Here is a 19,845-nt window from a genome sequence, read left to right as displayed (position 1 = left end):
TTCGTGGGACCCTTTCGGGGCAACTAATTGTTTCTTATATATAAATATAGAGAAGTGGTAGGCCCGGAGGGACTTGAACCCCCAACCAATCCGTTATGAGCGGACGGCTCTAACCAGTTGAGCTACAGGCCCTTACCAACGACAGGTTCTACACCAACATGTGGTAACTAGTAAATTGATTAAAGCTAAGCTTTGCACAGTTCCTGTTGAAACTTGGAGATGTGCCTTTTCCCCGCCATATCAACGATGCTGGCATCACAAAGCTTTATAAATACCTGATACTAAGCGAGGATGCGGGCACATACACCGCTCTCAACGGCCAGATTCTCTGGAGTACGCCATGCGTCAGCCCCTTATCAAGTTCACCGCCTCACTCTTTCTTCTTGTCATCATTGGCTGGTTACTCTTTATAGGGCGTTCGCTGATCATCCCCCTGATAATCGCATTGGTGCTTTGGTACATCATCAACTCAATGTCCTCCGCCCTTCGCCATCTACCGGTTATCGGCACGTACCTGCCAAAGCCGCTCACCATCATCATGGCCCTTATTGTTATCTTCTATGTGATTGGCATTCTGTTCAACATCGTGTCAGTCAACCTGCAACAGCTGGCGTTCGATGCACCGACATATCAGGGACGGCTGGATGAGATCCTCCTCAAATTTGCAGAACAGCTGCATATGGAAAAACCACTTCAGCTCTCGGATATTCTACCCAATTTCTCTCTAAGTGCCGCCCTGAGTACGGGGGCCTCGGTTCTCACCAGTTTGGCAGGGTCCGGCTCCCTCGTCTTCATCTATGTGCTCTTTATGATTTTCGAAGCTGCGACATTTGATAGGAAACTGGCCGCTCTTTTTGAAGATTCAGACCGTGCACAACTCGCATTTGCCATTCGCGAAGAGATCGGGCGCCGCATGCGTCACTACATGGGCATAAAAACCGGCGTGAGTGTTCTCACCGGACTGCTCACCTACGGCATTACAACCTGGGCTGGTTTGCCGTACGCAGCTTTGTTTGGGTTCATTGCCTTCCTGCTCAATTACATTCCCACAATTGGGTCTCTTATCGCAGTCATCTTCCCCAGCCTGCTTTCCCTCGTATATTTCGATAGCCTTTCCCCGTTCATTGCAATCACTCTTGGCCTCGGCGCTGTCCAGTTCGTCCTCGGCAATCTAATAGAGCCGCGCTTGATGGGCACACAACTAAACATTTCACCCTTGGTTATTATGATCTCCTTGAGTTTTTGGGGCGCATTATGGGGCGTCATCGGAATGGTACTGTGCGTGCCGCTTGTGGTGCTCGCCATCATTATCTGCGCACAGTTCCCCTCTTCTCGCCCAATTGCGATCTTGCTTTCAGGAGATGGCAACGTCGGCGAGCCGATAAATTTGGATCGCTAAGATCAAATCCGTGAATTGACACGATCACGCCCGAGAGCCGCCGCAATTGTAACCCTAAATTGCAAACTAGGATATTCGGTTGATCACAAGAGGCAGTATAGAACTGCTAAATCACAGATCCAGTGACAGCCAAAACAACTTTGACTATGGAGAATTTTATGCAGACCGAACAGAAGAAATTGCGTCTTCCAAGCATGAGCGCTCTGGCCATTGCCGGACTTGTCGCCGCCGCTCTTGTTGTTTCAAGCGGTGTTAATGCCAAGGCAGAAGCACTTGCTGGCAAAATCACAATTTCAGGATCAGGGTCTGTCAACGTCGCACCAGATATGGCTACGCTTGTTTCCAGTGTCATCACACAGGGTGATGATGCCAAATCAGCACTCCAGCAGAATTCCATCACCATGCGCGGTATTCTGGACGATGTTGAAAGTGCAGGTATCGCCAAGAAAAACATCCAAACCACTGGCTTCAATATCTCACCTGTTTACGACAACATACGCGTTAAGAATGGTGAGCGCAGAGCACCGCAGATTGTTGGGTATCGCGTACGAAACGGGCTCCGTATCAACCTGCAAGACATCACAAAGATTGGTGCAACATTGGATATGCTTGTGCAGAACGGCTCCAACGATGTTGGCCAGGTCCAGTTTGGTGTGTCTGAGCCAGAAAAATATATTGATGAAGCCCGCGAAGACGCTGTCAAAGACGCAAGGGCAAAGGCCGAAATCTACGCAAATGCTGCAGGTGTGAGCCTAGGCAAAGTTTTGAGTATTTCCGAGGCAGGTTACAACCCAAGCCCATACCCGGAAATGATGATGCAGAGATCTGCGAAAATGGATAGCGCCCCCCCAATCGCAGCAGGTCAAGAAACCCTCTCGTCATCCGTAACAATAACATATGAGCTGGTGCAGTAACACAAGCCTCCAACCAAACTTACAAAACCCCGCCCCGAGCGGGGTTTTCTTTTATGCCCGTAGGCAAGTACTAAACGCATTCACCAGTCCGCTTCATAGTGTAAGCCCCACACCCGCTGGTAAAACACGCAACACTGCAAAACGTCGTTAGCACATATTCCAACGGTCCTCTCTAACCCTACCCAATTTTCAGCTCAACAAAGGTGCATGCGTAAACGCAAAGGTCCGCCAACCTGTTTACGTCAAACAACACCATTCAAGCAGCATTAGCATTTACTGAAAAAAGGACCTCCTCGTGATGCTCAAAGGCTAAGCTCTCGAAACAAAAGGAACAATCCGCTAATTTATGCGGGGCCAATTTATGGAATACGCGCAAATGAGTAATTTAATAAGATAATACTTTACTTATTAAATTCCACAAATTAAGAAAGATATATATTTCTAAATAGGTGATACTCGTGACATTATCGACACCAACACCTTCTCCGGCAGTATCGCCGCTCAAAAATTTAACAATGGACGGTCGCTGGCTTGCCTCCCTCATCATGATATTGGGTGTTGGGTCGGCAAGTATGAACTCGTTCCTCTCCTCCGCCATCATGCCAGAAATCATTCGAGATCTCGGCGGCCAACAACGCGCCTTCTGGGTTCTCAGCCTGTTTCAGATCGGTTCCATATTGGCGGGTACTGTCACCGGCTCTCTCAAGGCGAAGTTTGGTGCGCGCCCGCTTTTTATCATCGCAGCGCTCTCCTTCCTTTTAGGCTCTTTTGTAGCGGGCAATGCCGACAGCCTGGAGGAACTGCTGCTTGGCCGAATGCTTCAGGGTCTGGGCGAAGGCATGATCGTCTCTCTCTGCTATACCCTCATTTCAGATCTGTACCCGGAAAACGCAGTCTCCTCCGTCTTTGCGCTTCTGTCCGGCGTCTGGGCGGTATCTGCCGGAATTGGCCCTATGGCAGCCGGTGTCCTGACTCAGAGTTGGTCATGGCGCGCTGTGTTTTACGCAAACCTTCCATTGTCCCTGTTGCTGTTGGCGCTGGCCGTCACTGTTATTCCCTCTACCAAGCGAACCAATGAGAGTGCATCCAGCGCATCGAGCAAAATGAGCGCTTTCCCACGCCTCGGCTTGCTGGCCGTTGCTGTTTTTCTCATCGCAGTTGTGGGAGAGCTACGCAGCACACTCGCAATCACCTTGTGCTTGTTTGCTGGAATAATCCTGCTGACAATTGCAGTGCGATGGGACAGGCACACCACAAACCCGTTCATTCCGCGTGGGGCTTTCGCTCTCAAAGGCGTATTGGGTCTTGGTATGTGGGTCATGTTTTTGCAGTCCATCTCCAGCGCCGCACGCGTGGTCTATGGCACAGCGATGGGGCAAACGATTTGGGGCCTCACCGTCACACAGGCCTCTTATGCGATGGCTATCACCGCGTTTACGTGGACGACCCTCGCGTGGATTGTAGCCCGTGAGCAAAACAAGAACAGCCAGAAGTGGCTCATCCGCATCGGCTCGCTCTGCATCATTTCGGGCGCCATGCTGGGTGCTCTGTCACTCTACAATTATTCGATGTGGGTCTTTCTGCTGTCAGCTGTGTTCAACGGCGCTGGGTTTGGCATAAGCAGCCAGTTCCTGAAAAAAGCAATGATCTACGCGGAAACGAACGAAGAACGAGACAGAGCCTCAGGCTTCATCGGCCCGCTCCAGTCAGCAGGCATCGCCATTGGGGCAGCCTTAGCTGGATTGCTGGCCGGGCTTACAGGTTTTTCCGTGCCGGGAGCAAAAGAGCTCATCACATTGGAAGCAGCATCAACCACTGGCCCAATAATCTTCCTCATCATGGCAGGGATCGCAGCAATCGCCTCCCTTGCCGCCTTCAAAATGCCGACGATGAAATAGCATGTGTTACGAATGCAAGTCCTCCGCGACCAGGAGAACCTCCATAAAGCAAAGGCACGTGCTGGTGCACCGGCTCAAGCCCCTCATCATCGCGGAAGAGGTTGCCCCGGAGGTGGCGGCGGTGGAGGCTGCTTAAAGGGCTGATCTAAAAGCCGGTCAGGAACATAACCGCGCCAATCCATACTCCGCATATGGTTCATCATCATAAACATCATAACCCCAGCGATTAGAACTAGGACCAGCAGAGTGGAAAGGATGGAAGCTGCAATCACCCAACCACGGCCCGGCTTACGACGTATCGATGCCTTAATACCCTCCAACTCCCTGCGAATATCATCCGTTTCCATCGGTTCACTCCGTTAAGTTTGGAACCCAATATTGCAGAAAACCAGCAAAATACCCTTTCAGGTTTCCCTCGGATTGAGCGGGAGTTTTAACAGAACCACCAGCGGCATCTTTCTGTTCAGCCGAACTTCTTCAGGAGATTGATGTGGCTTAGAATAACCTGACCCTCAATGTTTTTGCCGTAGCCAAGAACGTTTTTGACCTCTCCATCTCGACTATAGCGCCTGATAATATCTGTCTCACCATCCTCCGGCGGTGCTTTCTCACCAACCAACTCCACAACGCGTGCAGGTTCCTCCAACAAGGCTTCCGATAGTTCCAAAAAACGCTGCTCAAAAATGATCCATCGCGCCATTGTTAGTTCTGGCAAACTGGGCTGATCGGCCCCAACAATGCTGCGACTGACGAGATAGATGGAATAAAGATTAATCATTCGCTTCAAACTACGCGGGTTGTTTGGCAGCACAGCACTCAGCTGACTGAGCAAATGTTTAGCTTCCTTGTCAGCACGCCCCGAAGCGACTTGTTCGACAACTTCAGCAGTTTGCCTTCTTTGATTGGAGAGCGCATCAGTGCCCTTTTTGTTGAAACTAGTACCTTCCTCATTGTAGTTTCCATGTGCGGCAGTTTCAGTGGGTTCTGTGCCTTCACGACTTTCTGCAGATATTTTTCCATCAGACTTATCGTCCAGCAAATGCTTCCAATAGGCATCAAGCGCCGCATCGGACGCATCAGGTACGCCTACCGAGAGCTGAAAAATCTTCTCCAAAAACAAAAGCCCTAGCGGATGCTCTCCCTTATTGGAAAGATCAGCTTTGAAACCCGAATAATGCTGCTCAAACGCAGAACGCAGCCATTTCCGGTCCGCCGCCACCACATAGAAAACATTGGATGCCCGAAAATGCGTCTGAATACCTTCCAAAAACTGCACCACATACTCAGCATTACAGCGATCAAGATCATCAATAAAAATGCAGATGGGTTGTTCTCTCGGGTGAGTAATACTCCGGAAGAGTTCACCCAAATGGGCCATCTGGCTATTGGAGAGGTCATCATGAAAATCGGCGATCTTCTTCGTTCCAAAAGCGATGCCGCGCCCGAGTAAATAGAGTGCTCCAGCAGAGAGTAACAATGCTTGAATGCTGCCCAAATAAGAACCAAAATTCTGTGCTGACAACTCAAAAAATGCCCAATAATAGCCCGCTAAGGCTATCCCAGAGAATAAAACAAACAGGACTGGGAACCATGGATACCTTATCTTCCAGCCGACCCAAATGTCCCAAATATTAAGATCTTTCAGCATCTTCCATTGAGCCGAATAGCCTTCTGAAAGTTCGGAATAGACACACTGAAGAAAAGGCCACCACGGCTTTTCGCGATGCTCATGATCCCAAGCATTAAATTCAACGGTCACCCACTTCTGGGTTTTTTCGAACGTCCCATCAACCGCGTAGGAAAGCTCTCCGCGCTTCAAATCTTCTTTCAGAAAATTCCATAAGCTAGTTTTACCTTTGCCCCAAGGAGCATGAAGAAGCGTTGCATAGCCTTGGGACTGCCCTCCCTGTTCTTCACTGCTATTATCACCAACCTGCTCCCTGCGAAAAAGCTTATCCCAATGCAACGCAAGCACGGAGGTGAAGGACTTACGATTTAGGCGATCGATAGAGGTTGGTTTATCATCGTCCAGTAGTGTAGCCGTTTTTAAGTAAACCTGAATGAATGCCTGTTTAACATCAAACCTACCCTCTTTTTCATACTGAACACGAACTATGTCGCAGAGTTTCTGTTCCTCTTTCCAGGAAGTTTTCTGGCCCTCCAAAACTTGCTTGTACCACGCACTCCACCGTTCATAGGATGATCCTTGACTGGCTATTGCATCCAATTCGAACTCAACTGCCAAAGCGTCTCGCCCCAGCTTACCAGCTGGTAAAAGTGGCAAATCAATTTGCTGAGTTAAGCTATGGTCACCCTGCGAAAAAACTTCAAAATCTGCAGTTAGAGCATTTGTAAAAACAGCTGACCCATCCGGAAATTGGAACAGTAACTCAAGTATTTTTTGTACTGCTCGAAAAATATCAGTTACCTCATCGGAAACAACAGCTTCAACTGAATGTTCGATGCAACTTACTGCCAACCCAATAGATTCTGCGTGCTCTAATTTGTGAACGAAAGGAAGAGATACATCTCCTGAGATTTCATCATAAGCGTTCTGAAAAGCAGGGTCTTCTCGATTGAGTTTCCCAAGAAGAACCAGTTGGGCCGAAATCATAAGTTGATGGCACTTCCAGAATAATGCCTCTGCATTCTTCTCCGCCAGTTCTGCCGGCCGCAATCGTAACATCGTTCGAAGTGCCATCCTGATGCCGATGAGAGAAACAACATCATTTGACTGTTTTTCCAGCCAGCCTTCAAACGCTACCCGATCAAACTCAACTACATCCACCATTGCCTGCCCTGCGCACTTCGAAATCGTTTAAAACAATAGTCACAACCTATGCATGTATGACAACGAAGACAATGCGGAGCTTGCCGCTTGTCGTTGCTATCCCCCTCATCCAGCAAGTCCCTCTGGCAGGTGACAGCGGAGTATGCATGGCACATCCCCCCACATGCCGCTGATAGGGGGAGCGGCAATGCATATCGCTCCCCCTATCAGCCGTCTTCCCGCACTTGATGCGGGATCTAGGGCTACGAGCACCAGTACCGTTACTCTTGGCTCTGGGTCCCGGGTCTGCGCGTTGCTTCGCCCGGGATGACACCGGTGAGGCTAGGTAATGCAACACACACGGTGTCATCCCGGCCTTTGAGCCGGGACCTATGAGGCATCTCACCCGCACAGCACCCGTGTTCGATGTTTGTTCCAATATGAAGCAGAACAGGAAGCAGGGCCCCTCAACCGTCTTCCCACGCTTGATGCGGGATGCCGATAGAAGGGTGCAAGCCAAAAACACAAAAAAGCCAGCCTCCTTACAGAGACCGGCTTTTTAATTCTCAAATTAGTGCAGCAGCTTAGCTGTCCAGGAATGACCGCAGCTTGCGGGATCTGGATGGGTGCTTCAGCTTACGCAGCGCTTTCGCTTCAATCTGACGAATACGCTCACGAGTAACGGAGAACTGCTGACCAACCTCTTCCAGGGTGTGATCGGTGTTCATGCCAATACCGAAACGCATACGCAGAACACGCTCTTCACGCGGTGTAAGCGATGCCAGAACGCGTGTGGTGGTCTCACGAAGGTTCGCCTGAATAGCCGCATCAATCGGCAGGATGGCGTTTTTATCCTCAATGAAGTCACCCAGATGCGAATCTTCCTCGTCACCAATCGGTGTTTCAAGGGAGATAGGCTCCTTAGCGATCTTCAGTACCTTACGAACCTTCTCCAGCGGCATCTGCAGCTTTTCAGAGAGCTCTTCCGGGGTTGGCTCACGGCCAATCTCGTGAAGCATCTGACGAGAGGTCCTAACGATCTTGTTGATCGTCTCGATCATGTGTACCGGAATACGGATGGTACGTGCCTGATCCGCGATGGACCTTGTGATCGCCTGACGAATCCACCAGGTCGCATAGGTGGAGAATTTATAACCACGGCGGTATTCGAACTTGTCTACCGCCTTCATGAGGCCAATGTTGCCTTCCTGAATAAGATCCAGGAACTGCAGGCCACGGTTGGTGTACTTCTTGGCAATGGAGATAACGAGACGTAGGTTCGCTTCCACCATTTCCTTCTTAGCAATACGTGCTTCGCGCTCGCCCTTCTGCACCATGGAAACAAGTCCACGGAATTCAGTAATTTCCAGACCGGTCTCGCTCGCGAGTGTCTGAATTTCCTGACGCAGTTCACGGATCATGTCGCCATCGTTGGTTACAAACTTCTTCCAGCCACGGCCAGAAAGGTTTGCCACCTTGCGGATCCAGTTCGGGTCAAGCTCGCTACCCTGATAATGCTTGATGAAGTCACCACGGTTCACACCGTTGCTGTCTGCAAGACGCAGTAGGCGACCTTCGTAACCCATCAGCATTTTGTTGATGCTGTAAAGCTGTTGAACCAGTGTCTCAATACGGTTTGTATTAAGGTGCAGGCTCTTCACTTCAACAATGATGTCGTCTTTGAGTTTTTTGTAGCGGCGCTCCTGAGACGGAGAGAGGGTCTTGCTGGCCAGCTTGTTTTCAACGAGCTGATCCTGAAGCTTGCGCAGCTTCTTGTAATCCTCTGCAATCTTGTCAAAGATTTCAACAACAACAGGCTTCAGTTCTGCTTCCATAACGGAAAGAGAAACGTTCACCTCGTATTCGTCGTCATCATCATCTGCGTTCTCAGCAGGAGCTTCGCCCGGCGCGCCAGCAACTGCCTCGCCCGGAGCGGCAGGAGCAGCAGCAGGAGCCGCCGCGCCATTGCCTTTGCGGGCTTCTTCTTCCTTGCGCTTGCGAGCTTCTTCTTTTTCCTTAAGGCGCTGAGCCTCAGGAACTTCACCCTCACCAGCTGTTTCCTGCTCAGAAAGGTCATCATCGGATGGACCATTTTTCCCGTCAGGGCCGGCATAGGTTGCATCAAGGTCAATGATGTCACGCAGCAGAACTTTGCCTTCAGCCAGCTCTTCACCCCAGATGATAATCGCCTGGAAGGTCAAAGGGCTTTCGCAAAGGCCAGAGATCATGGCTTCGCGGCCAGCCTCAATACGCTTTGCAATGGCAATCTCGCCTTCGCGAGACAACAGCTCAACAGTCCCCATTTCGCGCAGATACATACGGACCGGATCATCGGTACGGTCTGTAGGTTCGCGCGTCGTGGTTGTTTTTGTAACAGCAGTCGAGGAAGCAACCACCAAATCGCCGCCATCAACGGCTGCGGGTGCTTCTTCTTCCTCTTTATTTTCTTCCGATTCTTCCGCCTCAACAACGTTGATGCCCATTTCAGAAAGAAGCGACATGGTGTCTTCAATCTGCTCGGAGCTGACCTGGTCAGGTGGAAGAACTTCATTCAATTCGTCATAAGTGATGTAACCGCGCTTCTTGGCGGTCTTGATCATTTTTTTGACGGCGGCGACCGACAAATCCAAGAGAGGACCATCTTGTCCTTCTGCGCTTGCCGGTTCCTGCGTATCTTCAGCTTGTGTCGCCTTCGTCGCCATATTCTGCTCCAAAGTCGCTGGTCGTGCACCAGCGAACTATCGCGTTACGCCATCACTCACCCCTGTGCTTAGACCACACAGGCGGCATTTGAATCACATTTGACTTTGGGGTTTAACGCAAAGTCCCTTAAACCTGACTTAACCTTGGCACCAAAATGTTTTCACGGAAATGACAACCCAAATTCATTCGGGCAGGACTACACACCGGTATCCCTACCGTTTTAGGCCGTATCCGGCACATTCCAGGCGTCGACAGCGCTGATTATCCGATTAAGATTTCGCCGCATTAAAGACATCTATGGTCTACGGGCGCTAACATCGGCTGTCTGACCTAGTGTATGTAGCTCGCCTTTTGTGATTCGCAAGTGTGATTCGGCCCGGTCAATCTGATTCTAGGGGATTTTGGACAGTTCATTACTTATTTTTCTGGATAACTTTGAAAAACAAGCACTCTCGCACACAACCCACCCCCGAAATATCATCCGCTACGTCAAGAGAGAAAGGCGCGACGCATCCGCGCATTCCCATAAAATTGCACCAATACCGACCGACAAAAAGCGTCTGCCAATAATCCAGAGAGACACCGCCCCAAACGGGATAGGGAGGCTGTTTGGCGCAACCGATTTTAAGGCATCCTGCTTTAACCGCGCATGGCAGCCTTGTTAAGCTTCATCTTGGTTCCACGCTCCGCCAGCTCCTGCTCATCTCGCAAGCAGTCTTCCCGACGGCGAGTTAAATCCTGCTTCAGAGCCTGAAAGCGGCTCCAGCTCTCTTCAGTCAGATTTTCTTCCATAGCCCGCGTTTCATGCTCAAGCTCCATCTCCAGCATCCGCAGCTCAAGCATATCCGCATAGTTCAGGAACAGATGTTCGACAAAATCTTCTGGAGGGTCTTCCTTGAGGATCTGAAGTCGGTTGGTCAACGTATCCCAGCGCTGCAACGTACTTGCCTTGCTGCTGTCTTCATCTGGCCTCGAACTGACAATCGCTTCCTGAAGGATTTTATAGAAACGCTCATCCAGCTTATTATAGATCTGCGTCACAGTCCCCTCAGCAAGGTCAGTAGCAATCCGAACAAGAGCCGTCATAAACATGGAATGAAGTTCATTGGAATATGTCAGCTGCGAGATCCGCTCAAAGTGGCGTTCAAACAGCTCCGGGAACATCAGACACATGGTGCAAAAACTTCGCTCAACCCCATAAGCAGGCGTATCAGGCGCCTCCATGCGAGCGGTCGAGGCTCTGTCTTCATCACCACCCTGTTTGTTGTTACGCCAACCGCCACCGCCGCCGCCTTTTTGCGCTGGACCACGATTTCGGCGACTTTCCTCATAAAACAAGTTCGAAAGCTTGAGGCGCAAATCCATCCGGTAGCGCTTTTGAATGCGCTCATCTTTGATGGTCCCCACAAGATCTTCAACGGCCTTTTCCAGCGCGGCTTTCCGTTCCGGCGTATCAATCCGGGCCTGACTGGTCTCGCGCTGCCAAACAACCTCCGAGAGAGGAAGCGCCCGCTCAATCTCGGCATACATGGCAGAGACGCCGCCTGCATTAATCACATCATCTGGATCTTGCCCGTCTGGCAAAAACGCAAACTGGAAGGATTTACCACTTGTCAGCGCTGGCAAAATACGGTCCACCGCACGGTGTGCAGCAGAAATACCGGCCACATCCCCATCAAAACAAATCACGGGCTCATCGGAAAACTTCCACAACCGCAAAATTTGGTCTTCGGTAAAGGCAGTCCCAAGGCTCGCAACCGTCCCTTTGATACCAACCTGCGAAAGGGCGATGGCATCCATATAGCCTTCCACCACAATCGCCTGCCCTGCATCAAACGCAGGTTTACGAGCACGGTGGACGTTAAACAGCATGGTTCCTTTGTGGAAGATCGGTGTTTCAGGTGAGTTCAGGTACTTGGGTTGCCCATCAGGGTCCATCGTACGCCCACCGAACGCCACTGCCCTGCCCCGCTCATCATGAATCGGGATCATCAGACGATTGCGGAACCGGTCATAAGATGGCCGACCGTCCTCTGGCTTGATGAGCAGACCAACCTCAACCAACTCAGCCTCAGTAACATCCTTGGCCAGAAGTGCTGTCTTGAGGTTATCACGGCCCGGAGGCGCAAACCCGAACTGAAACTCACTCAATGTTTCAGCGCTCAGGCCACGACGCTGCACATACTCCTGCGCAGATCGCCCCGCTGGAGACTGGAGCACCTGCTGGAAATAGCGCACCGCCATCTCACAGATATCCGTCAGGGAGTTCCGTTTTGCAGCCTTAAATGCCGCCTGAGGATCCGGCGCAGGCAGGCTGATTCCCGCCGAACTAGCTAATTCTTCAACAGCCTCTGGAAAACTTAGGCCCTCAGTTTCCATTAGAAACTTGAAATGATCTCCACTTTCACCACAGCCAAAGCACTTGTAGCGGTTCCGGCGCTCATCAACGTGGAAGCTCGGGGACTTCTCTGAGTGGAAGGGACAGCAGGCCCAAAAGTCACCTTTTCCGGGTTGCGATTTACGCCGATCCCAGGTTACACGCCGCCCCACCACGTCTGACAAAGAGACGCGATTGCGGATGTCCTCAAGAAATTGCTGATCGAAACGCATGGTAGTCCAAATTCCAAGTTGACCTGAAAGCAGCCGAGCTGAGGGATTCTAGCGGCGGATGGCCACAATAGCCAGCAAATCCGCCAATTATTGGATGTCAGCTTCTGTTTGACAGAAGAAAAAAGAAAAGCCGCATCTCACAAGACACGGCAGTCATAAAGCACTCCAGAATCCACTTGTTATTGTGGAGCGCGTAACATCTGTTTCACCAGGCAGCTGGCTTTGGCAAAGTCCATCTGACCCGGATAACGCACTTTCAACTCGGCCATGCAACGCCCCATATCGCGCAGACCTCGAGCTTCAACACATTCCACAACTGTCTGACAAACAAGCTTCATTTCGTATTCAGAGAGCTGGGATGGCAAGAATTCGCGGATCATATCCGCTTCATCGCGTTCCTGTGCAGCAAGTTCTATTTTGCCACAAGCTTCGCAATGAGCGCCCTCTTGTTCACGTTGACCAAGCATGGTCTGCAAAAGGGTCATGAGCTCTTCATCGCTCAAACCATCACGGCCTTGCTCACGCGCTGCGATATCGCGGTCCATGATGGCCGCTGAAATCAAGCGTAACGTGGCTGCACGTCTTTTGCTTTTGTCTTCCTGCGCTGCTTTCAGCGCATTGGATATCTTGTCTCGCAACATACTAAAGGAACCCTGACGCGGAAACTCAAAAAGAGGCTCTATAAGACAAACAAATAGACCTCGTCCTTATGATTTAGGCTAATTTCCCGTAATTCTCGCAGTATTATTTCTACACGAGTGATATTGACCAGAGAGAACCGTTCTCCTATGGTCCCGGCCTTGATGCGACTGTGACGCGCCAAAGTCAAGTCCTTAGGCCGCGTTTCAGATGGACGCATATTGTCATCAACCGTATCAAGAAAGCAAGTGATGAAAGCTCAAGACGCGTGGTCTGCGCCAAAACCTACCGCCCTCCTCGTTCTCGCCGATGGCACTGTCATCGAAGGACGAGGCGTTGGAGCCCTTGGAAAAGCGTCAGGCGAAGTCTGCTTCAATACGGCTATGACCGGGTATGAAGAGATTCTCACAGATCCATCCTATGCAGGACAGATCATCACTTTCACCTTCCCGCATATTGGCAACGTCGGTACCAACCTAGATGATATCGAAACTGTAGATATGGAAGGAACGACCGGTGCACGCGGTGCAATTATACGCACTGACATCACCACTCCCTCCAACTATCGGTCCGGAAATCACTTCGATGAATGGCTCAAGGCCTGCAATATTGTTGGTCTGTCCGGCGTTGATACCCGTGCGCTCACGGCCTTCATTCGCGACAAAGGCATGCAAAATGCGATCATCGCGCATGATCCGGACGGCAATTTCGATGTGGATGCCCTAAAAGCAGAAGCAGCCAACCTTCCTGATCTGGAAGGTATGGATCTGGCGAAAGGCCTCAGCACTGCCAAGACTTACGACTGGAACGAAACCACATGGGCATGGCAAGAGGGCTTTGGCGAGCAAACACAGCCAGCCTATCATGTTGTTGCAATGGACTTCGGTGTGAAGCGCAACATTCTGCGTCTACTGGCTGAAGCTGGTTGCCGCGTGACTGTTGTTCCAGCAACCACCTCAGCTGAGGAAATCCTCTCTCACAAACCGGATGGTGTCTTCCTGTCCAACGGACCGGGCGATCCAGCAGCAACGGGTGAGTATGCGGTTCCAACAATCCGCGCACTTGTGGCTTCAGGTCTACCTGTCTTTGGTATTTGTCTGGGCCACCAGATGCTAGCGCTTGCTCTTGGCGGCACGACGCAGAAAATGCATCAGGGCCACCACGGCGCAAACCATCCAGTTCATGACTACACAACCAACAAGGTTGAGATCACCAGCATGAACCATGGCTTCTCCGTAAACGCAGGCAGCCTGCCAGAGAACGTGGAAGAAACTCACGTATCCCTGTTCGATGGCACCAACTGCGGCCTGCGTGTCAAAGATGCGCCGGTTTTCTCGGTACAGCATCACCCGGAAGCCTCACCGGGTCCGCAAGACAGCCATTACCTCTTCGCTCGTTTTATCGAGATGATCGAGAACCACAAAGCCTCTGCCGCAAAGTAAACTACAAGGCGGAGACGAAAAATTCAAAGCGGGGCCTCAGGCTCCGCTTTTTGTTTGAGCGCCAATTTTTTCTGCACCAAGACAACAAAAAACCCGGCACCAATGGAGCCGGGTTTAGCATCACAAAACCTTGTGATTTATGCAGCTTCTTTTTCAAGCATCGTGATGAGTGCTTGAGAAACACCGCGCACTTCTGCGATCTGCTCCTGCAAAGCCTGCTCTTGCTCATGAAGCAGCAGTTCTTGCGCTCCACAAATGTCCTGCAGCTCTGTCAGCTGATCAGCGCGTGGGCTGGTGCCCTCTACGAGTTTGATAATGCGACGGACCTCAGCGAGTGTGAGACCGATTTTCTTCGCTTGCAAGATAACCCGCATACGGCTGACGTCACGACTTCTGTAAAAGCGACGTGCACCACGGCGTACAGGGTTAAGAAGCCCCTTCTCCTCATAAAAGCGAAGTGTACGCAGAGTTACACTAAACAACTCTGACATCTCAGAAATCGCAAGCAGTTGACCGTCCCCATCATCCTCACGAATTGGTCCAGCGATATCTGCAGCGACATCAAGCCTACTAGGAATACTATTCATTTCCATTTGCCCGGTGGTTTGTATGTTAAACCTTAGAAGAGTTACAAAAGCTCATCATTTCCGCTCCCCACCCGGGGCGTCCATGAATTCCCCAAATAACTTTTGTACCCCTTCAATTCTCTACTAGTTATTTTGCAGCTTTAGGCACCCGCCTCATAGCAGCATGCTCCGAACACTATCCAAGGATAGGTGCAAAACGATTTTGCCGCATGATTTGAGTACCCTCACCTTCAAAATCCTCAATAAATTCTATGGTAATTCACCTTGGATAATTGATAATCTACACAAGGAGACTGACAAAATATAGCCCGTTATTGCAATTTTTACTTCGACTGGCCAACGTATACACTAGGTGACCTCCGCAATAATATTATAAGTATTTATACGGAATAAGTAATATATGAAAATATTGAGACTATATTTTTGATACAACTAAAACTATTCTCTAATTTTCATGCAAATTCCAAATATAATTCTGCGTTAAGCAGGATAATATACTACAACCCCATCAATTACATATTATCAATAATATGCCAACATGACTAAGAGTGAGACGTAAAGTCAAATTTGACGATTAACTACTCGGCATCTCTAGAACTACTTTTGCTCTATTCTTTCTCAAGAAAATAACGATTGGTCAGCCAAAGTGAGTAAGTTGCACATTTTTTGAACAGGCTGTTCATTTTTCGCGCAGCAAAACTATAAACTTACCTCGCGTACAGAGCGATCAACGACCGTCAGGATCTATAATCGGGCACATTTTGGAGACAAACTGCATAAGATAGAAACGCTAATCAATGCAAACTACACAAAATTGGTCCCACCAGTTCCAATTGAATGAAACGTCATCAATTTGCCACATAAAGCGAAAGCCGCAAGACAGCCCCTCATCTAAACCTAGAAAGTTGCACACCGACATTCTTCCATTTCCTTTGGCTTCGACATGGCAATTTCTGCGCTTGAAACTCACATGCCTACTTTTCAACGAATTCAACGCCTCAAGTGCGTTTTTATTTCCCCGTTATATGCAATAATGCCAAGGCAGACTGTTAAGTTTCAGCCTGTAGAATAACATTTTCCTATCTGAATCATCGGGTTAGTATCATGAAACCATCACAGTTTCGGGCATGGCGCAAAGCACTCGGCTACAAACAAAAAGAGGCAGCAGAACACCTCGGCCTAAAAAAACGGATGATTCAATATTATGAAAATGGCAACCGAGACGGTAAACCAGTTGAAATTCCGAAGTCTGTGCGCCTTGCTTGTTATGCCTTAAGCAAAGGAATTTCTGACTTTAATGGGCAAGAAGCCGTCATGACTACGACTTTAGCTGAAGAAACTCCCCCTAAGTCTTGAGAAAAAAAACGGATTATTTCGGAAATAGGCGTTCGTCGGGGTTTATAAACGCTCCAACCTTTTATATAACACGCGCTCAGCCGACATACTCCTATGAAGGATCCACCAGAGCACCATTCGGGCGCGCTGGTGCTTAAACGCGAGCATATGTGAGTCACCATGCCTAAACGCAATGACATCCAATCTATCATGATCATCGGGGCTGGACCTATCGTGATTGGTCAAGCCTGTGAGTTCGATTACTCCGGTACTCAGGCTTGTAAGGCACTGCGAGATGAGGGCTACCGCATAATCTTGGTGAACTCTAATCCGGCAACCATCATGACGGACCCGGATCTAGCTGACGCAACCTACATCGAGCCCATCACGGCAGACGCCGTTGAGAAGATCATCGCAAAGGAAAAGCCGGACGCTCTGCTGCCAACCATGGGCGGACAGACAGCGCTGAACTGCGCGCTGGAGCTTGATCGTCTGGGCGTGCTGAAAAAATACAACGTTGAGATGATTGGCGCCCGCGCTGAGGTAATCGACAAAGCTGAGGATCGCGAGAAATTCCGCGCGGCCATGGACAAGATCGGCCTTGAAAACCCACGCGCAGCAATCGCCTCTTCTCCTCCAATCCTAAACGATGAGGGTAACATCGTCGGGTATGATCGTGGAGCGGGCTACGCAATAGCCATGAGCCAGATTGATACCATCGGCCTGCCAGCGATCATTCGTCCAGCGTTTACCCTCGGCGGCACAGGCGGCGGCGTCGCTTATAACCGTGAAGAATTCGAACAGATTGTTCGCTCCGGTATTGATGCCTCACCAAACGGCCAGGTCCTCATCGACGAAAGCTTGCTCGGCTGGAAAGAATACGAGATGGAAGTGGTCCGCGATACGGCGGATAACTGCATCATCATCTGTTCCATTGAAAACATTGACCCGATGGGCGTTCACACTGGCGATTCCATCACCGTCGCCCCTGCTTTGACGCTGACGGACAAAGAATACCAGATCATGCGGAACGCCTCGATTGCTGTTCTGCGCGAGATCGGCGTGGAAACCGGCGGGTCCAACGTTCAGTTCGCTGTAAACCCGGCTGATGGTCGTCTCATCGTTATTGAGATGAACCCACGCGTATCCCGCTCCTCTGCTCTGGCCTCCAAAGCAACAGGTTTCCCGATTGCTAAAATCGCGGCAAAACTAGCTGTTGGCTACACACTGGATGAGTTGGAAAACGACATCACCGGCGGCGCGACCCCGGCATCGTTTGAACCAACAATCGACTATGTCGTCACAAAGATCCCTCGCTTCGCATTTGAAAAATTCCCGGGTGCAGAACCAACTTTGACAACAGCAATGAAGTCTGTTGGTGAAGTCATGGCCATTGGCCGGACCTTCAAAGAAAGCTTGCAGAAAGCCTTGCGCGGCTTGGAAACAGGACTGACAGGCCTTGATCCAATCGAGGTCGACGGCATCGGTCACGGCGAAGACTACACCGCTATCCGCAAATCTCTTGCTGTCCCTACCCCGGATCGTTTGCTGAACGTGGCCCAAGCCATGCGCCTCGGCACAACTGCAAAAGAAATCCACGACATCTGCAAGATTGATCCATGGTTCCTCGAACAGATCAAAGAAATCGTGGAGATGGAACAAAAGATCATCGAGCACGGCCTGCCAGACAATGCACAGGCCTTGCGCATGGTCAAAGCTATGGGCTTCTCAGACAACCGCCTTGCCGTTCTCACACAGACCACAGCAGATAAAGTTGCAGCTCTGCGTGCAGAACTGAATGTGAAACCGGTCTACAAGCGCATTGATACCTGTGCAGCTGAATTCGCATCTCCAACCCCGTACATGTACTCCACCTATGAGACACCAACTCCGGGCTTGCCGTCTTGTGAAGCAAACCCAAGCGATAAAGAGAAGGTTGTCATTCTGGGCGGCGGACCAAACCGGATTGGTCAGGGCATCGAGTTCGATTACTGCTGCTGTCATGCTGCGTTCGCGTTGAAAGATGCTGGTTATGAATCCATCATGATCAACTGTAACCCGGAAACAGTCTCGACCGATTACGACACATCTGATCGTCTCTACTTTGAATCACTCACTCCCGAAGACGTGCTGGAAATCCTTCACCTTGAAAACTCCAAGGGCACACTGAAAGGCGTTATCGTTCAGTTCGGCGGCCAGACTCCTTTGAAGCTAGCTCAGTCACTCGTCGACGCAGGCATTCCAATTCTGGGCACGTCTCCAGACATGATCGACCTTGCAGAAGACCGCGACCGTTTCCAGCGCCTGCTACACAGGATCAACCTGAAGCAGCCGGAAAACGGCATCGCCTACTCTGTGGAACAGGGCCGTATGATTGCGAGCAACCTGGGCCTGCCACTTGTTGTTCGCCCCTCCTATGTTCTGGGTGGCCGTGCCATGCAGATCATTCGCGATGATGAAGCACTCAACAACTACCTGCTCGGCACACTACCAGAGCTGGTTCCGCATGATGTGCGCGCCAAATACCCGAACGATAAAACAGGCCAGATCAACACCCTGCTCGGCACCAACCCACTGTTGTTTGACCGCTACCTTGAAGGCGCAATTGAGGTAGACGTTGACGCTCTGTGTGATGGTGAAGATGTCTTCATCTGTGCCATCATGGAGCACATCGAAGAAGCTGGCATCCACTCCGGCGACAGCGCGTGTTCCCTGCCGGCTTATTCTTTGAGTGATGAAATGCTCGCCGAGCTGGAAGAACAAGGACGCAAACTTGCTCTCGCACTCAATGTGGTTGGCTTGATGAACGTTCAGTTCGCCATCAAAGAGGGTGAGATCTACGTGCTGGAAGTCAACCCGCGTGCATCCAGAACCGTTCCGTTTGTGGCAAAGACCATCGGCGAACCAATCGCGAAGATTGCAGCTCGGATCATGGCTGGCGAAAAGCTTGCAAGCTTCAACCTCAAACCGAAGAAGCTCGACCACGTTGCAGTGAAAGAAGCTGTCTTTCCATTCGCACGCTTCCCCGGTGTTGATACAATCCTTGGGCCTGAGATGCGCTCCACAGGTGAAGTGATGGGTCTGGACACCGACTTCTCCTTTGCTTTCGCAAAATCTCAACTTGGTGGCGGAACGATCATTCCATCAGGCGGAACTGTCTTCATCTCACTAAAAGATGCGGATAAGGCAAAGATCGTTGAGTCGGCACGGAAACTTGCGGCATCAGGGTTTTCCATTATATCCTCCGAAGGCACGCAAAGATATTTGGAAAACCAAGGCATCCCTTGTTCAAAGGTCAACAAGGTGCTTGAAGGGCGGCCACATATCGTTGATGCTATCAAGAACGGGGAAGTTCAACTCGTCTTCAATACAACTGAAGGCGCTCAGGCACTTTCCGATAGCCGGTCACTGCGTCAGGCTGCGCTGATGAATAAGGTTCCCTACTACACCACTGTAGCGGGAGCCATAGCAGCAGCTCAAGGCATTGAAGCGTTCCGCGCGAAAACTCTTGAAGTAAGATCACTACAATCTTACTTCAAATAAATAAC

12 protein-coding genes and 1 tRNA gene are annotated in these 19,845 nt (G+C 50.4%); 6 read left to right on the top strand and 7 right to left on the bottom strand.

Annotated features, from left to right (window positions below; all coding sequences use genetic code 11):
- Positions 1-55: 55 nt before the first annotated feature.
- A tRNA-Ile gene (locus tag BLS62_RS23530) sits at positions 56-132 on the bottom strand.
- A 208-nt stretch (positions 133-340) separates the two neighbouring features.
- On the opposite strand from BLS62_RS23530, the gene BLS62_RS23525 reads away from it, so the two are divergent.
- The 3 genes from BLS62_RS23525 (at position 341) to BLS62_RS23515 (ending at position 4,211) form a co-directional block, all read left to right on the top strand.
- Positions 341-1,399 (top strand): AI-2E family transporter, encoded by a 1,059-nt coding sequence (locus BLS62_RS23525; RefSeq protein ID WP_093187018.1) that lies wholly within the window; start codon positions 341-343, stop codon positions 1,397-1,399.
- 158 nt (positions 1,400-1,557) lie between these two features.
- Complete coding sequence (locus BLS62_RS23520) at positions 1,558-2,313, top strand: SIMPL domain-containing protein (RefSeq protein WP_093187015.1); 756 nt, start codon at positions 1,558-1,560, stop codon at positions 2,311-2,313.
- A gap of 458 nt (positions 2,314-2,771) precedes the next feature.
- On the top strand, positions 2,772-4,211 hold the full coding sequence (locus BLS62_RS23515; RefSeq protein ID WP_208991059.1) for an MFS transporter: 1,440 nt from the start codon (positions 2,772-2,774) through the stop codon (positions 4,209-4,211).
- An 86-nt stretch (positions 4,212-4,297) separates the two neighbouring features.
- Here the strand turns inward: BLS62_RS23515 and BLS62_RS23510 are convergent, their stop codons facing one another.
- The 5 genes from BLS62_RS23510 to BLS62_RS23490 all read right to left on the bottom strand — a co-directional run bounded on the left by BLS62_RS23510 (position 4,298) and on the right by BLS62_RS23490 (position 12,935).
- Positions 4,298-4,558, bottom strand: a complete 261-nt coding sequence (locus BLS62_RS23510) for a hypothetical protein (protein ID WP_093187009.1) — start codon at positions 4,556-4,558, stop codon at positions 4,298-4,300.
- Positions 4,559-4,674: 116 nt separating this feature from the next.
- Complete coding sequence (locus BLS62_RS23505) at positions 4,675-7,002, bottom strand: KAP family P-loop NTPase fold protein (RefSeq protein WP_093187006.1); 2,328 nt, start codon at positions 7,000-7,002, stop codon at positions 4,675-4,677.
- 563 nt (positions 7,003-7,565) lie between these two features.
- Positions 7,566-9,683 (bottom strand): RNA polymerase sigma factor RpoD, encoded by a 2,118-nt coding sequence (gene rpoD / locus BLS62_RS23500; protein ID WP_093187003.1) that lies wholly within the window; start codon positions 9,681-9,683, stop codon positions 7,566-7,568.
- Positions 9,684-10,323: 640 nt separating this feature from the next.
- A complete protein-coding gene (gene dnaG, locus BLS62_RS23495) occupies positions 10,324-12,294 on the bottom strand; it encodes a DNA primase (RefSeq protein WP_093187001.1) in 1,971 nt (656 codons plus the stop codon).
- Positions 12,295-12,473: 179 nt separating this feature from the next.
- Entirely contained in the window at positions 12,474-12,935 is a 462-nt protein-coding gene (locus tag BLS62_RS23490; RefSeq protein WP_093186999.1) for a GatB/YqeY domain-containing protein, read from the bottom strand.
- A 249-nt stretch (positions 12,936-13,184) separates the two neighbouring features.
- Here BLS62_RS23490 and carA point away from each other — a divergent pair, with 249 nt between their 5' ends.
- Positions 13,185-14,375 (top strand): glutamine-hydrolyzing carbamoyl-phosphate synthase small subunit, encoded by a 1,191-nt coding sequence (gene carA / locus BLS62_RS23485; protein WP_093186996.1) that lies wholly within the window; start codon positions 13,185-13,187, stop codon positions 14,373-14,375.
- A 137-nt stretch (positions 14,376-14,512) separates the two neighbouring features.
- Here carA and BLS62_RS23480 read toward each other — a convergent pair whose 3' ends face one another.
- Complete coding sequence (locus BLS62_RS23480) at positions 14,513-14,962, bottom strand: MerR family transcriptional regulator (protein WP_208991058.1); 450 nt, start codon at positions 14,960-14,962, stop codon at positions 14,513-14,515.
- 1,104 nt (positions 14,963-16,066) lie between these two features.
- Here BLS62_RS23480 and BLS62_RS23475 point away from each other — a divergent pair.
- Positions 16,067-16,318 (top strand): helix-turn-helix domain-containing protein, encoded by a 252-nt coding sequence (locus BLS62_RS23475; protein ID WP_093186991.1) that lies wholly within the window; start codon positions 16,067-16,069, stop codon positions 16,316-16,318.
- Positions 16,319-16,477: 159 nt separating this feature from the next.
- The gene (gene carB, locus BLS62_RS23470; protein WP_093186988.1) at positions 16,478-19,840 is read left to right on the top strand and encodes a carbamoyl-phosphate synthase large subunit; all 3,363 of its coding nucleotides are present in this window, start codon (positions 16,478-16,480) and stop codon (positions 19,838-19,840) included.
- Positions 19,841-19,845 lie beyond the last annotated feature (5 nt).

Source organism: Pseudovibrio sp. Tun.PSC04-5.I4, from assembly GCF_900104145.1.
Classification (GTDB): domain Bacteria; phylum Pseudomonadota; class Alphaproteobacteria; order Rhizobiales; family Stappiaceae; genus Pseudovibrio.
The sequence above is the reverse complement of the archived record's forward strand: the minus strand, read 5'-3'. Positions and strand labels throughout refer to the sequence as shown.

Coding starts and splice junctions, on each gene's coding strand:
- BLS62_RS23510 (WP_093187009.1), bottom strand. CDS start 4,558: ATGGAAACGGATGATATTCGCAGGGAGTTGGAGGGTATTAAGGCATCG.
- BLS62_RS23490 (WP_093186999.1), bottom strand. CDS start 12,935: ATGTTGCGAGACAAGATATCCAATGCGCTGAAAGCAGCGCAGGAAGAC.
- BLS62_RS23525 (WP_093187018.1), top strand. CDS start 341: ATGCGTCAGCCCCTTATCAAGTTCACCGCCTCACTCTTTCTTCTTGTC.
- carB (WP_093186988.1), top strand. CDS start 16,478: ATGCCTAAACGCAATGACATCCAATCTATCATGATCATCGGGGCTGGA.
- BLS62_RS23520 (WP_093187015.1), top strand. CDS start 1,558: ATGCAGACCGAACAGAAGAAATTGCGTCTTCCAAGCATGAGCGCTCTG.
- BLS62_RS23480 (WP_208991058.1), bottom strand. CDS start 14,962: ATGAATAGTATTCCTAGTAGGCTTGATGTCGCTGCAGATATCGCTGGA.
- carA (WP_093186996.1), top strand. CDS start 13,185: ATGAAAGCTCAAGACGCGTGGTCTGCGCCAAAACCTACCGCCCTCCTC.
- rpoD (WP_093187003.1), bottom strand. CDS start 9,683: ATGGCGACGAAGGCGACACAAGCTGAAGATACGCAGGAACCGGCAAGC.
- BLS62_RS23505 (WP_093187006.1), bottom strand. CDS start 7,002: ATGGTGGATGTAGTTGAGTTTGATCGGGTAGCGTTTGAAGGCTGGCTG.
- BLS62_RS23475 (WP_093186991.1), top strand. CDS start 16,067: ATGAAACCATCACAGTTTCGGGCATGGCGCAAAGCACTCGGCTACAAA.
- dnaG (WP_093187001.1), bottom strand. CDS start 12,294: ATGCGTTTCGATCAGCAATTTCTTGAGGACATCCGCAATCGCGTCTCT.